The sequence below is a fragment of the Candidatus Manganitrophus noduliformans genome (assembly GCF_012184425.1).
GTDB lineage: Bacteria > Nitrospirota > Nitrospiria > SBBL01 > Manganitrophaceae > Manganitrophus > Manganitrophus noduliformans.
Genome location: NZ_VTOW01000003.1, coordinates 494,550 through 507,128 on the forward strand (window position 1 = coordinate 494,550; position 12,579 = coordinate 507,128).

At 59.5% G+C, this 12,579-nt stretch carries 13 protein-coding genes; 4 read left to right on the forward strand and 9 right to left on the reverse strand.

Annotation, left to right across the window (positions count from 1 at the left end):
* The first annotated feature begins 59 nt into the window (after positions 1-59).
* Positions 60-1,067 (forward strand): hypothetical protein, encoded by a 1,008-nt coding sequence (locus MNODULE_RS16920; protein ID WP_168062006.1) that lies wholly within the window; start codon positions 60-62, stop codon positions 1,065-1,067.
* Between the two features lie 36 nt (positions 1,068-1,103).
* Here MNODULE_RS16920 and MNODULE_RS16925 read toward each other — a convergent pair whose 3' ends face one another.
* Entirely contained in the window at positions 1,104-1,559 is a 456-nt protein-coding gene (locus MNODULE_RS16925) for a helix-turn-helix domain-containing protein (protein WP_168062009.1), read from the reverse strand.
* Between the two features lie 3 nt (positions 1,560-1,562).
* On the reverse strand, positions 1,563-1,850 hold the full coding sequence (locus MNODULE_RS16930; RefSeq protein ID WP_168062012.1) for a type II toxin-antitoxin system HigB family toxin: 288 nt from the start codon (positions 1,848-1,850) through the stop codon (positions 1,563-1,565).
* A 71-nt stretch (positions 1,851-1,921) separates the two neighbouring features.
* Here MNODULE_RS16930 and MNODULE_RS16935 point away from each other — a divergent pair, with 71 nt between their 5' ends.
* The 3 genes from MNODULE_RS16935 to tssC are packed head-to-tail and all read left to right on the forward strand — an operon-like array spanning position 1,922 to position 5,407.
* On the forward strand, positions 1,922-3,157 hold the full coding sequence (locus MNODULE_RS16935) for a TIGR02270 family protein (protein ID WP_168062014.1): 1,236 nt from the start codon (positions 1,922-1,924) through the stop codon (positions 3,155-3,157).
* Between the two features lie 53 nt (positions 3,158-3,210).
* A complete protein-coding gene (locus MNODULE_RS16940; protein ID WP_168062016.1) occupies positions 3,211-3,450 on the forward strand; it encodes a hypothetical protein in 240 nt (79 codons plus the stop codon).
* A gap of 46 nt (positions 3,451-3,496) precedes the next feature.
* Entirely contained in the window at positions 3,497-5,407 is a 1,911-nt protein-coding gene (gene tssC / locus MNODULE_RS16945; protein WP_168062018.1) for a type VI secretion system contractile sheath large subunit, read from the forward strand.
* A 101-nt stretch (positions 5,408-5,508) separates the two neighbouring features.
* On the opposite strand, the gene pyk is transcribed toward tssC, so the two are convergent.
* The 7 genes from pyk to MNODULE_RS16980 form a co-directional block, all read right to left on the reverse strand.
* Entirely contained in the window at positions 5,509-6,951 is a 1,443-nt protein-coding gene (gene pyk, locus MNODULE_RS16950) for a pyruvate kinase (RefSeq protein WP_181071088.1), read from the reverse strand.
* Positions 6,952-7,008: 57 nt separating this feature from the next.
* Complete coding sequence (locus MNODULE_RS16955) at positions 7,009-7,359, reverse strand: hypothetical protein (protein ID WP_168062021.1); 351 nt, start codon at positions 7,357-7,359, stop codon at positions 7,009-7,011.
* Entirely contained in the window at positions 7,356-8,348 is a 993-nt protein-coding gene (floA, locus tag MNODULE_RS16960) for a flotillin-like protein FloA (protein WP_168062024.1), read from the reverse strand. Before floA ends, MNODULE_RS16955 begins: the two co-directional genes overlap by 4 nt.
* Positions 8,335-9,846 carry an NfeD family protein gene (locus MNODULE_RS16965; protein WP_168062026.1) on the reverse strand — a complete coding sequence of 504 codons (1,512 nt, stop codon included), beginning with the start codon at positions 9,844-9,846 and terminating at the stop codon, positions 8,335-8,337. Before MNODULE_RS16965 ends, floA begins: the two co-directional genes overlap by 14 nt.
* A gap of 339 nt (positions 9,847-10,185) precedes the next feature.
* Entirely contained in the window at positions 10,186-10,566 is a 381-nt protein-coding gene (locus MNODULE_RS16970; RefSeq protein ID WP_168062028.1) for a response regulator, read from the reverse strand.
* A gap of 211 nt (positions 10,567-10,777) precedes the next feature.
* Positions 10,778-11,185, reverse strand: a complete 408-nt coding sequence (locus tag MNODULE_RS16975; protein WP_168062030.1) for a hypothetical protein — start codon at positions 11,183-11,185, stop codon at positions 10,778-10,780.
* Positions 11,186-11,448: 263 nt separating this feature from the next.
* Positions 11,449-12,579, reverse strand: coding sequence for a CHRD domain-containing protein (locus MNODULE_RS16980; RefSeq protein ID WP_168062034.1), 1,131 nt, complete (start codon positions 12,577-12,579; stop codon positions 11,449-11,451).

The following is a 12,579-nucleotide window of genomic DNA, read 5'->3' on the forward strand; positions in this document are numbered from 1 at the left end:
GTCTCCTGCTCCTCCTGGTCACCGCGTGCAGCCGTGTAATAAATACGGGAGTCAATACGATGGCAGTCGCTTCGCTCAATGAAATTTATACCGCCGTCCGCCTGGTGGGGTTCTGGCAGTTTACGGCGGGGGGACAGAACTATCTCGGTGTGCTGGAACAGGATGCCGATGAGACCCGGAGTACCTTGACGATCCTCCGCGCGGGCGACGGTCGTTGGGAAACCGTGAAAGCCATTTCAGACGAGGATGTCGGCATTCGGGCGATCGATGGGCAGCCGATCGGAGGCGATCTCCTCTTCGGGTTGGAACTGAACGAAGAGATGTCGTTGCAGATCGCGCGGGTGGAACTCTCGGCGCTGCTCGATCCGGCGAATCAAGCCGTGGCGTTCAACCCGAGCGGAGAGATCAGTCCGACCGATGCGCAGGCCCAAAAGGTAGATCTGCCGGTGACGCAGCGGTGGAATGTGGCGACCCCGCTGCCTCCGGCGCGTTGGCTCTTCAGCCCGCAGTTCGTGCGGGGAGGGGACGCGCCGCAGCTGATCGCGAATACGGCCGACGGCCAAGCGATGCTGTTCACCCCCACGGCCCAGCCGGACCTTGCGGCGTTTTCAATCCCGAACGCGGCGGAGCCGCAGGCCGCCATTGTGAACGGTCAGCAGATCGTGGCGTTCAAACGGTATCCGGAACCGTACTACCCCTTCTGGTCGCTGCCGCAGTATTCGGGAGACAAGTTGCCGAAGGGGGGGGATCTGATGGTGGCGACCGATCCGGCCTCGCCGCGAAACCTCTCGCGCGAGTTATCGATCGGTCCGATCATCGGATATAAAATGGCAGCCTCTTCGGATGGGCGGCTTTGGATCTTCGCGTTGAGCGATGCGCCGGTCGGGACCGATGTGATCGCCTTGTCGCAGCGCGGTCCGGAGTGGACCGTTGCAGGGCGATGGTCGGTGGACGGGGAGGTTCAGCAGCTTTCGGCGGAGTACGCGACGGAGCGCTGGCACCTCATTTACGGCGTGCCGATCGAAGGGGGGTGGTCGCTGCGGCATCAGACCTGGCGGGCGGCTTAACGTCGGCTCGCTAGAAGAGGCCTCCTGCCGGCAGAGTCACTTTTTTCCCGGGGTGAGTTTTCTCTTTTTGTCCGGCGGAGCCGGAATGAACGCGGCCGGTGAAACCCCGAAGCGCTCCGCGAGTTTGGCGATTTGGCGGACGTTCAGTTCGCGCTTGCCGGAAAGGATTTCCGAGACGACCCCTTGGCTTCCGATCTCAGGCAGGTCGGACTGCTTGAGCCGATGCTCCTCCATCAGATTTTTGAGGATTTCCGGTCCGAATGATTCGGGAAGGGAAAAATGGGCCTCTTCATAGGAGTGGATGAACAAGGCCAATGCCTCGGCCATCTCCGCCAGGGGATGATTCTCGTTTTGGCCGATTTCGTCGATGATTTCGTCGAGGACGGCAACGGCATTTTTGTACTCTTCCTCTGAATGCAGCACGCCAAGGGGAACCCGTTTCCGAATCCGGCGATATTCGGCGTTTGCCTCATGGATGTAATTTGAGGACATGATTTATTTCCTCCATTTTCCCCGGTCGTACTCGGGGTGAGTGAGCACGTGCCGGATATAAACTTTTTTCCGGTTATAGTGGATTGCCGCAATCAATCGATACTTATTCCCTCCGATGTTGAAAACCGTGAAACGGTCGATTTGATCGGCGGAGGGAAACGTAACCCGCAGGCCGGCAAAAGAAGCGTAGTCGGTCTTGCTGACGATGGTGTACCAGTGATTGAGTGGAGCTTGCGCATCCGGATGTTTCTTGGAAAATTCGATCAGCCTCTTTCGCGTAATGATATGCACAACACAATCATATCTCAACTTGAGATAAATGTCAAAGCATCGGGGATTCAAGTTGGTAAGGTGACGACAGGATGATCCTCCTCGACATCCTTGAAGAACATCTTGAAGAAGCCGACTTTCTTTTTCAGCAGCGGACGAATGCGCTTGCCGATCGAGCCTACGACCTCGACGGCTTAGCCGAGCTCGAAGAACGGCTGCTGGCGCATCTCGACGGTTTGGTTCTCGGAGGGAAAGAAGCCTGGGCGCTCCTGGAGCCGAAGCTTGCCGGCGGCGCGTTAGGGGAAGTTTTCGCGGCGGCCTTCGTGGCGCTGGAGTCGGGCGATCCGGCGCGGATCGAATTGCTCCAGAAGACATTCGGCGGGGCGGAGGGGCCGGTATTAGACGGAATCCGCCACGCCCTTCGGCATACCTCCTCTCCCGAGATCGAAAAGATCGTTCGGCCTCTGCTCGACAACGAAAAGGGAGCGGTTCGCGCGGCGGCGATCGATGTGATCAGCTTCCGCAGGATGTCCCTCGAAACCGGTCTTCTTCAAGCTGGATTGCGGGAGAAAGATCCGCTCGTCGCTTCCGCCGCGGCGAATGCGGTCGGGAGGCTTCGAATCGCCGGCCTGAAATATGAGGTGGAGGCGGCGTTGGAGAGCGATGCCGTCCCGGTTCGTCTGGAGGCGATCCGGGCGGGGCTTCTCTTGAAGAGCGAGAAGGCATTGAGCCGCTGTCGAAAAGCGGTTCAGGAACGGGGTGAAGAGGGAGGGGAGGCGATCCTCCTCCTGGGTCTCCTGGGTCATCCCGAAGATGGACCGCGCCTCGTGAATGCGTTGGGAGAAGCGGCCCTCGCTCGAAATGCGGTCATGTCGCTCGGTCTTCTCGGTCGCGCCGCGGGGATCGATGCGTTGATTCAATGCGCGGCCGATCCGAAGCTTGCGCGTTTGGCGGGGGAGGCGATTCGGACAATGACCGGCGTCGATTTGGAGAAAGAGAACCTTGTCGCGCCAAAAGCGGAAGCCGATGCGAAACCTGAAGCAGAGGACGAATTCGAAGATGGTCCCGATGAGGGCCTTCCGATCCCCGATCCGGTGAAGTTGGAGGGATGGTGGCGGAAGAGCATATCCCGATTCGATAAGAAGACCCGGTACCGAAAAGGCCAGCCTTACAGCCCACAAAGGTTGATCGAACTTCTCCACACCGGCACGCTCCCCGAGCGCCATCACGCCGCGCTGGAATTGGCCTTGATCGATCCGTCTCGTCCCCCTTTCGAGACGCAGGCCTTTGCGGCGCGTCAACGGAAAGAGACGGCGGGCTTAAAATAACCAAGAGCAATACCCGGCAATCAACCATCACTTTCACGGAAAGGAGAAAAACGATGCCTTACTACACACAGGATGCGAAAGTCGGAGATCGGACCTATCGGTTTTACGGTGTTCAAAACGCGCATAATCATAATCGCGGAATTGAGTTCTCCAAGGCGATCAAGGAGCTTTGCGTTTTGAGCTTTGGAGACGAGCCCGAGCTGGGACATTTTGCCAGCAATCAGTCGAGCATCCCGGGAGGGGACCGGGTCATCGAGCTCAAGTGGAGAAACAACGCCTGGTCGAACCGGTAATTGCAACGCAGGCGAGAAGTCCGCGTGTAATATCAAGGAGGCTCGGATGGAGATCCATATGAAAATGGGCTCGGATGGAAAGCGGAAGACCGACGTCCGGGTGGCGGACCAAGCGGGCTCCTTGCGGCAGCGGTTTCCGCTCAAGCTCCTGGTCTTGGCGGAGCTGGCCCCGCGCGATGAGCAATCGGCGCCGTCCACAATCGATGCGCGGCGGACCCGTGTCGATAAAGAGACGTTTGGCGCGGTCCTTCAATCCTTCGTCGGCCGCGTTTCGCTCACTGTCCCCAACCGCCTGGGGAGCGGGCCGAAGGAGTGGCCGATCACCCTTCCGATCGGTTCGATCAAGAGCTTCCATCCCGATGCCGTCGTAGAAGCCGTTCCTGCTTTGAGAGATCTCCTTGAAATTCGCCAACAGTTGGTCCGGCTGCGTAACAGAGAAATTTCATATGAGAACTTCAGGACCGAATTGGGCCGGCTCCAGGGGGGAGGGAACCTCCTGGGGCGAATCCAATCGGCGCTCGAAGCGGGTCCGGCCCAATCGTCCACACAGCGGACTGCGCCCCCCCCTGCTCCCGTCCGAAGTTCCACCCCGTCCGGCGAAAAGGAATCGGCCCTCGATTCTCTCTTTGACATGGTGGAAGCGCCGGTTGCGGATCGGTCTGCACCGGAATCGGCCACGGCTTCGACCTCCCGGCTCGATCGGTTCATTTCCGAGGTCATCTCGTCCGGACGCCCCGGAACGCCGGCCGATCCCCGCGCCGTCGACGCCGTTATGAAGGAGCTGGACGAAATGCTCGGCGCCCAGCTCGACGCGATCCTCCATCATCCCGAGTTCCAGCGGCTGGAAGCGGTTTGGAGGGGGGTCAAGTTTCTCGTCGATCGAACCGACTTTCGAGAGCCGATCGAGATCGATCTGCTCCATGCTCCCAAAGAACAACTCGCGGAGATCTTCGATCGCGACGTTTTTCAACCGGAATCGGAGGGGACCGCCGAAGCGCCCGTTTCGGTGATCATCGCAGACTACATCTTCGATCGATCCCCTCGCGACATCGAGCTGCTCCAGGATCTCGCCGAGAAGGCCGAACAGCTCCAGACGCCGCTGGTCACCGCCGTCGGTCCGGCCTTCCTCGGATTGGAATCGATCGAGGAGTTGGAGCCGCTGGATGCCGCGGGGAATCTGTTCGATCAAACCGAATATGTCAAATGGAGATCGCTTCGGCAGGGAAATGCCTCGCGGTGGCTGGCGGTCCTCTTCAATCGCTTTTTGCTTCGGCTTCCTTATGGGCCGGAGCAGAATCGGGTGAAGCGTTTTGATTTTCGGGAGTCGGTCCGTTCGGATCGGTCGTTTCTCTGGGGAAATCCGGCCTGGGGCCTCGCGAGCCTGCTGACGGCGAGCTTCGCCAAAACCGGCTGGTGCAGCGAAGTCACCGGGGCGCGCGGCGGCGGGATGATCGAAGATCTTCCGTTGCGGGAGGTCTCTCGGCGGAACGGGGAGAAGGGGCAGCTTCCGTTGGAAGCGCCGATCTCGGAAGCGCACCGGATCGATCTGGCGGCGAACGGCATTCTGGCGCTGACCTGCCGCCTCAACGCGGACGCGGTTGTCATCCCTTCCGTGCCGAGCGCGCATCAGCCGGAGCGCTATCCCGACCCAAGAGAAACGGCGCTGAGCGCCGCCCGGGCGGCTTTTCCGTACCAGTTGGTTGCAGGGCGGCTCTCTCAGGCGATCGGCCGCGCGGCCGGGGAGATCGGGGAGGGGAATTCGCCTTCAGCGATCGGAAAGATCTTTACGAAGATATTGACCGAGGCTCTTTCTGTTGATCCGGATGCGATCGAGGTCCAGGCCAAGGAGAGTGAAGAGCGGCCGGACCGGTATGACGTCTTCATCACCTTCCGGCCTGACCACGCCGGGCTGAGTCTCTCTGCTCCGGTCGGGCTAAGCTTATCTCTCCGGAAGTAGGATAGGATCCCTCCTCAGGATGGGTTTCAGAAGGAAGCGCATCTTCCTAACCGCGAAGCAGTGAAATTGAAAGCAGAGCGACGGGGTAATATAGTCGTTTTTCAAATGGTCAGGACTCTGAGAGAGTCGATGTCGTCCGGCCGTCCGGCCGTCGCCCGCTGCGTCAGGATAAGGCGGTCGTTCTTTTGCGACAGGCCCGCATCGATCAGATATCGCTTGACCGCGTCGGGATCTCCCCTTTCCTCCCGTTTCATCAAAACGGGAAGAACCCCGAAGGAGAGCGCCAGAAGGTTGCGGGTCTTTTCGTCGTCGCAAAAAGAGAGGATCCAGCAGCCGGGCTTGAACCGCGAGAGGCGGCGCGCCGCGTCGCCGTTCTGCGTCGGAACCAGAATGTAGCGGGCATTCAACGAACGGGCGGTTTCGATCGCATTGAGGCTGATCGTCTCCTCCGCCGAAATTCCCTCCCGGCCCGGCCCTTTCCTGAAATATTCGGCCAGGTCGGAGAGGGCGTCGATCTCCTCCCGCTGCCGCTCGATCGACGCGGCGATTTTGGCCAGCATGGCGACCGCCTCGGCGGGGTATTTGCCGACAGCGGTTTCTTCGGAGAGCATCACGGCGTCGGTTCCGTCGAGAATGGCGTTGGCCGCGTCCGACACCTCCGCCCGGGTCGGCCGGACGTTCTGCGTCATCGAGACGAGCATCTGCGTTGCGGTGATCACCGGCCGGTTCATCAGGTTCGCTTTGTGAATCAGCTTTTTCTGAACGGCGGGAACATCCTCCAAGGGGATCTGCACCCCCAGGTCTCCCCGGGCGATCATGACCGCGTCCGCCGCATTCAGGATTTCATCGATCCGGTCGATCGCCTCGACCCGCTCGATCTTCGCCACCACGTAGAGCGATTCCCCCCTTTCCTTCGCAAACGCCCTGACCTTGAGAATATCCGCCGCCTTTTCCACAAACGAGATGCTGAAAGCATCGATCCCTTCTCTCAAGCCGAAATCGACGAAGCCGAGGTCCTGTTCCGTGATCACGTCGAGATCGATTTTCGCCCCTGGGATGTTCAACCCCTTATAAGAAAGCAGCTCCCCCCCGATCACCACCTTGCAGCGCACATCGAAACCCGAGACCTCCTGAACCTGCAGCTGGATGAATCCGTCGTTGAGATAAATCGTCCGTCCGGCGGAGACGCTTTGCGGCAGCTTTGGATAGCCGACCGGGATGCGCGCCGCCGTGCCGGGAACGTCCTCCGTCGTTAGGCTGATCTCGTCCTCCTTGTTCAATAGGAGCGGCTGGTTTTGCAATTTGCCGATCCGGATTTTCGGACCGGGGAGGTCCCCCAGAATCATGCATCCGCGGTGCAGCTTCGCCGCGATGGCGCGGATCCGCCCGATCACCTCCCGGTGGTCCTCCAGGCTGCCGTGGGCGAAATTGAGCCGGGCCACATCCATCCCGTTCTTCATCAATTCCTCCAGAACGGCTTCCGAGCGGGAAGCGGGTCCGATCGTGCAGACGATTTTTGTCATATGGCCGGAGAGCTCGATCATCGGACAGCAACTCCTTTAGATTTGGTTCGAACAGAACGGGAGCCTCTTTAATCTTTTTCAAAGCGGGATGGATGTCGGCGGATCGGGAGGCTCCAGCGCGCGACAGGGGCCGAGGAGCGTCATGAGGACGATCCCTCGGCGCGCCTCCCGCAGGCTTCCGATCGGCGCGCGCCGCCGGCGATTCGAGACGGGAAGGGCCGCGGCCGGCAACGGCGGGCCGGTCGGGCGCTCCTCCCGATCCCTTTGAGGGGGCAATGGCGCCCTCGCCCCGGGCGGGATTCTGGACGCTCCGGGCCCGGTCTTCGATGGGATCTTTCCCTCATGCCGTTTCCTGAGCCAGGAGGAGATCAGAGAAAAGAGCGCCGCGAGAATAAACAGCAGGTAAAAGAGAAGATCTTCCGGCCTCATCGGGGACCCTCCTTCTTCGGCCCTTCGGCCGGAGGCTCTCCCGTTTCCGAAATGGCGTCGCGCATCGACGTGTCGGCCTGCAGATTTTTCATCCGGTAGTAGTCCATCACCCCGAGGTTCCCCTGGCGGAAGGCCTCGGCCATGGCGCGCGGCACCTCGGCCTCGGCCTCCACGACCCGCGCCCGCATCTCCTGCTCCAGCGCCACCGCCATCGCCCGCCGCTCCTCCGCCTTGGCCTGGGCGATCTGTTTGTCGGCGTCCGCCTGGTCGATCTGTAGCTTGGCCCCGATGTTTTCTCCGACATCGACGTCGGCGATGTCGATGGAGAGGATCTCGTAGGCGGTCCCCGCGTCGAGCCCTTTGCTCAGGATATGCTTGGAAATATGGTCGGGATTCTCAAGCACATTCTTGTGCGTCGCCGCGGAGCCGATGGTGCTCACCATCCCCTCGCCGACCCGCGCGATGATCGTCTCTTCCCCGGCCCCTCCGACCAGCCGGTCGATGTTCGTCCGGACGGTTACCCGGGAGATCGCCATCAGCTGGATTCCGTCTTTCGCGACGGCGGCGATCTTCGGCGTCTCGATGACCTTCGGGATGACCGACATCTTCACCGCTTCCAGCACGTCCCGTCCGGCCAGATCGATGGCGGCCGCCCGCTTGAAGGGGAGCGCGATGTTGGCCTTGTCGGCGGAGATCATCGCGTTCACCAGCCGCACGACGTTCCCGCCCGCCAGATAGTGCGCCTCCAGGTCGTTGAGGGGGAGATCGAGCCCCGCCTTCACCGCGCTGATCCGCGCCGTGACGACCGTGCCGGGGGGCACCCGCCTCAGGCGCATGCCGATCAGGGTAAAGAGCCCCACGTAGGCGCCCGACGCCCAGGCCGCGATCCAGAGCGGAATTGGAACCAGATATAAAAGAAAAAACAAAACAAAGAGCGCGAGGATGAGGAAGACAAACCCTCCGGCGATTCCGGTCTCAAGTCCGTTCATGTTCACTCCTTTCGGTTGATGTGCGCAATCTCCGGACGACGATGCGGTTGCCGTCGACGCGAATCACTTTGATCGGCTGGCCGGCTTCAATCAGCTCCCCGTCGGAGACGACGTCGACCCGCTCCTCTTCGATCTCGGCAATCCCCGCCGGCCGAAGCGGGGAGAGGGCGATTCCCTTTTTCCCCAGCCAGCCCCGGTCGCTCTCGGGGGCGGAGGTGTATCCTTCACCCGCCCCCAGCCCCGTTTCCAGAATCAGCCGCCGCCCGAAGGGGAGGCGCGGCAGCAGGCGGAGCAGGAGAAGACTTGCGCCCAATGCGATGAATAGGGAGAAGACGACGCGGCCGACCGCTTTGAGGATAAAGGCCCAGGTGGCCCCCGCGCCGATCACGCTCAGACTGAGCCCTCCGAGAAGGGCGGCGATGCCGAGGACGCCGGCGACGCCGAAGCCGGGGATGACAAAGATCTCCATCACCAGGAGCACGAGACCCGACACCACCAGGAGGATCTCTTCCCAGCCGGCCAGTTGAACCAGCCAGTGGCCCCAAAAAAAGAGGGCCAGGCTCGCGATCCCAAGGCCGCCGGGGATGCCGAAGCCGGGGGTTCGAAGCTCCAGGATGATCCCGAGCATCGCCACGGTGATGAGGAGGGAGCTTAGGACCGGATGGGTGAGGAGGCGGACCAATCTTTCGGCCCAATTCGGCGTCGCCCGCTTTACCTCCGCGCCCGGGAGTTCCAACTGTTCCAGGACGCTCTCCAGGGTGTTGGCGCGGAAATCGGCCACACCATGCTCCATGGCTTCCTCGGTCGTCAGGGTAAGGAGCTTCCCTTTTTCGATGATGCCCGGGATCTCGACGTCGGCGTCGACCATCGCCTCGGCCACGAGGAGGGGGCGCTTGCGGCTCTCGGCGGTCGCCCGGAACTCTTTTCGGACGTAGGAGACCGTCTTCTCTTCCACCGGCTGCGCGGGGGCGCCCGGCTGTCCCACTTGGACGGGGGTGGCCGCTCCGATCGTTCCGCCGTCGGCCATGGCGATTTTTTCGGCGGCGAGGCTGATGAGGGCGCCGGCGGAGATCGCTCTCTTGTTGATGAAGGCGACCGTTTGAATCGGGGCGTTCAGGAGCGCGTCGCGGATCACCACCGCCGCGTCGACCCGTCCCCCGAAGGTGTTGATCTCGAAGATGACGGCGGCGGCCTCCGCGCCGGCCGCTTCTTCGAGGACGCGGTTGACGAATGGGGCGAGGCCGAGGTCGATGATCCCTTCGATCGGCGCCAGATAGACCACCGGACGCCCGTTCTCGGCAGGGGAGGGTTGCCCCAACGGCTCGCCCGGGATGAGCAGGGCGAGCAGTCCGAACAAGATCGCCCGCCATTGCGGGAGTCGGGCTCGGCGCCGGCGCGACCCCTGCCCGGCGCGGCTTATCTCCGAAGGTCGTTCATCCATCGCAGCCTTCAGCGGCAGGCAGGCCCGATTCATCTCTTTTTCAGGAATGGTCGTCAAAGCGGCTTTCTCTCCTGAGATTCAACGCGGGTCATGGTATCCGTATCTTAGCGCACCGGGCCTCGTTGGAACAATGGCCCGAATGGGTGTGTAACGGTCCATTGCTCCAATTTCTTGAGAGCGGAAGCGGCTTGATTATACTCCTTTTGTACTTGAGAAGACAAACCCAGGATAGGATACTGATGAATCAGGAGGACCCTGCCGGGACCCGTCCGGGTCTTTGGGATGAGGACAGCCAATCTTTATAGAGGAAGTGAACGCTTGCCCTTCTAGACGCACTGCTTGAAGAGAGGGATTCGTGTAGAAGGGCCGATCTTCTCACGCGTCATCACCGGTCCGTTATCCGCATGGGATTTTCTGCTGGAAGAATTGATTCAGAAGGGTCTTTACTTCGCCAAGGGTAAAAGGCTTCTCAAGGCAGAGGTTTCCCGTTTCTTTGACGAACGATTCTGTTTTGGGATTTCTCAGGTCGCCCGTGACGAATACGATCCGCCGGGCGAGGTCCGCCGAGTGATCTTTCAGATGATGATAAAGGTCTTTTCCGCTCATGTCGTTTAGATGGATATCCAGAAAGATCCCGTCAAATCCCCCCTCATTGATCTTTTCCAGCCCCTCGCTTCCCGACTGGGCTTGTGTGACGGCGTAACCGAAACGGCTCAAAAGGCTGGATAGAAAGTTCCGGATAATTGACTCGTTCTCGATCACCAAAATCCGCTTCATCGCAAAACCTCACTTGTTGGAATGATTCCAGACGGTCGGGCGACCGTCTGCATCGGCGGTCATTTCTATTTTTGGTACAGACTTTCAGGATTCACCGAGGAATCGAATCGCTTATGCTCCTCTGATTTTACACGAGGTTCTCCGGCTGGACTATAGGGATCAACCCTTGGTGCGCGACAAGGCCGTCGTTACGTAAGGTGGGGGAATGCGGCTACGTGCATTGCTTGAAAAGCGGGTTGGCGTGGGAGACGTCCGGGTCGCCGGTTTTGAGGTCCAGTAGATAGTGCAGGACTTCATGGCGCCAGACGGAGAGGGTCCCCACTTTGAACGAATTGGGGCGGACGTATTCGCCGCTGCATCCGTCGGCATAGTGCGGGCAGGGGAAAACCGGCGGCATCAAGATGACGGAAACGTCCTCATATTTCCCCTCGGTCATCCCGGCGCAGGCTTTTGTCTCTTCGAACGCTTTCTGTAAAAATTTCTCCGTCGTCGAGTCGATAAAGAGGCCCGGCGGGGTCGATTCGGCGGAATGACCTTCCCTTCCGCATCCGCTCAGGACGAGCAGGGCGGCGATTCCCACCAAGATAGAAGTGAACTTTCGAGCGACCCCGAGCGACATGCTTCAATACCTTTACGGAATGAAAGCCCGATGACACAACGGTGTTCAACGGAACATGACAATCCATTCCATATCGCAAAAGGCATGCCAGTGGTCTCCCGTAGAAATTTCTGGAATTAAATTAATAAATTAGAGATTTTGTTCAGGTGAAGAGGGATAAATAAGGGTAAAAACGGGGCATTTTTTGGGCAATGCTGTGAAATGGTCTACATAGCTCGATGGAAATAACTCGGTCGAGGGAGACGGTTTCCGAAGGCGCGGAATCAGTCGTTTTTGGCGCCGGCGGTTATCCAGTCCCGGACTTTTTTGATTTCTTCAGCTCGAAGAGGAGATCCACCTGCCGGCATTAAGCCCAGGCTAGGATCTGTCAGCTTTTTGACCAAGAAGCTTGCGTCGGGGTTAAAAGGCTCAACCCGTTTGAAGTTAGAATCCTGTGTGCTTGGTACATTCACCAGCAGATTGAAAGCATTCTCCCTGGTGTCTAGGAACAGCCCAGTCTCGATGCCTCCAAGTCCTCCGGATCTGTGACATACAGCACCGCATTGTTGAGTAAAGATCTCAGCCTGAAGCTGGGAGAGGGTCGGAGGGGCTTCGAGGATCTGGCCCCGGATTTCGCCACCGAGATGAGTCGATGTGTGAACATGGATATAGGTATTACCGTCTCGCGTCGCTTTAATGGCGTCTGAAAAAGTATTGATCCCTTCGGTCGAAGCAATCGGTTCCAGATCAGCGGCGGTCAGCTTTCCGACCAAGGGGCTGACAAATGAATTTGAAGTCAGCGTAAAGAGGGCACGGCCTTCCGCGCCGGGGGTACCAAAGTGAATTTGTACGGCGGTGACCCCGCTGATGCCGATGTCCGCTACGTGGAGTGTGTAGGAAATTTCGTTTTGGCCGGGGCTGATTACAAAAGTAGCCGATCCCGTTGCGAGTGTCGTCACTGCAGGTATTTCCTCGCTTCCAGAGAGGGTTGTCCGTAATAAAACTGGAGGGGCGCTTGTCTGATACCGTGCCAAGGTGAAATGCGATGGAACGCCAGTATTAATCGAGTAGCCAGCGATTATAACCTTACCGTCAGTTTGAATGGCGACTGCCTGGCCGATGCTACCGGTTCCGATGGGTGTGACGACAGTGCCACCTTTTCCGTTGGTTCCAAAAGAGGCTGTATCGAAAGTGCCATCGATATTGTATCGTGCCAGAGTGAAATGGTTTGGTCCGCCGGTGTTGGAGTATCCAGCGACGAGAATTTTGCCGTCGGGTTGGAGAACCATAGAACGACCGATACTGGTGTTCCCGATGGGTGTGACGACAGTGCCAGCGGTGACGCCGCTGCCGAAAGAATCTTTATCGAGTGTGCCATCGATGTTGTATCGTGCCAGAGTGAAATGGTTTGGCAC

What these genes read in the sequence shown, in the direction of transcription:
- MNODULE_RS16920 (WP_168062006.1), top strand. Translation starts at nt 60, where the DNA reads ATGGCAGTCGCTTCGCTCAATGAAATTTATACCGCCGTCCGCCTGGTG.
- MNODULE_RS16925 (WP_168062009.1), bottom strand. Translation starts at nt 1,559, where the DNA reads ATGTCCTCAAATTACATCCATGAGGCAAACGCCGAATATCGCCGGATT.
- MNODULE_RS16935 (WP_168062014.1), top strand. Translation starts at nt 1,922, where the DNA reads ATGATCCTCCTCGACATCCTTGAAGAACATCTTGAAGAAGCCGACTTT.
- MNODULE_RS16940 (WP_168062016.1), top strand. Translation starts at nt 3,211, where the DNA reads ATGCCTTACTACACACAGGATGCGAAAGTCGGAGATCGGACCTATCGG.
- tssC (WP_168062018.1), top strand. Translation starts at nt 3,497, where the DNA reads ATGGAGATCCATATGAAAATGGGCTCGGATGGAAAGCGGAAGACCGAC.
- pyk (WP_181071088.1), bottom strand. Translation starts at nt 6,951, where the DNA reads ATGATCGAGCTCTCCGGCCATATGACAAAAATCGTCTGCACGATCGGA.
- MNODULE_RS16955 (WP_168062021.1), bottom strand. Translation starts at nt 7,359, where the DNA reads ATGAGGCCGGAAGATCTTCTCTTTTACCTGCTGTTTATTCTCGCGGCG.
- floA (WP_168062024.1), bottom strand. Translation starts at nt 8,348, where the DNA reads ATGAACGGACTTGAGACCGGAATCGCCGGAGGGTTTGTCTTCCTCATC.
- MNODULE_RS16970 (WP_168062028.1), bottom strand. Translation starts at nt 10,566, where the DNA reads ATGAAGCGGATTTTGGTGATCGAGAACGAGTCAATTATCCGGAACTTT.
- MNODULE_RS16975 (WP_168062030.1), bottom strand. Translation starts at nt 11,185, where the DNA reads ATGTCGCTCGGGGTCGCTCGAAAGTTCACTTCTATCTTGGTGGGAATC.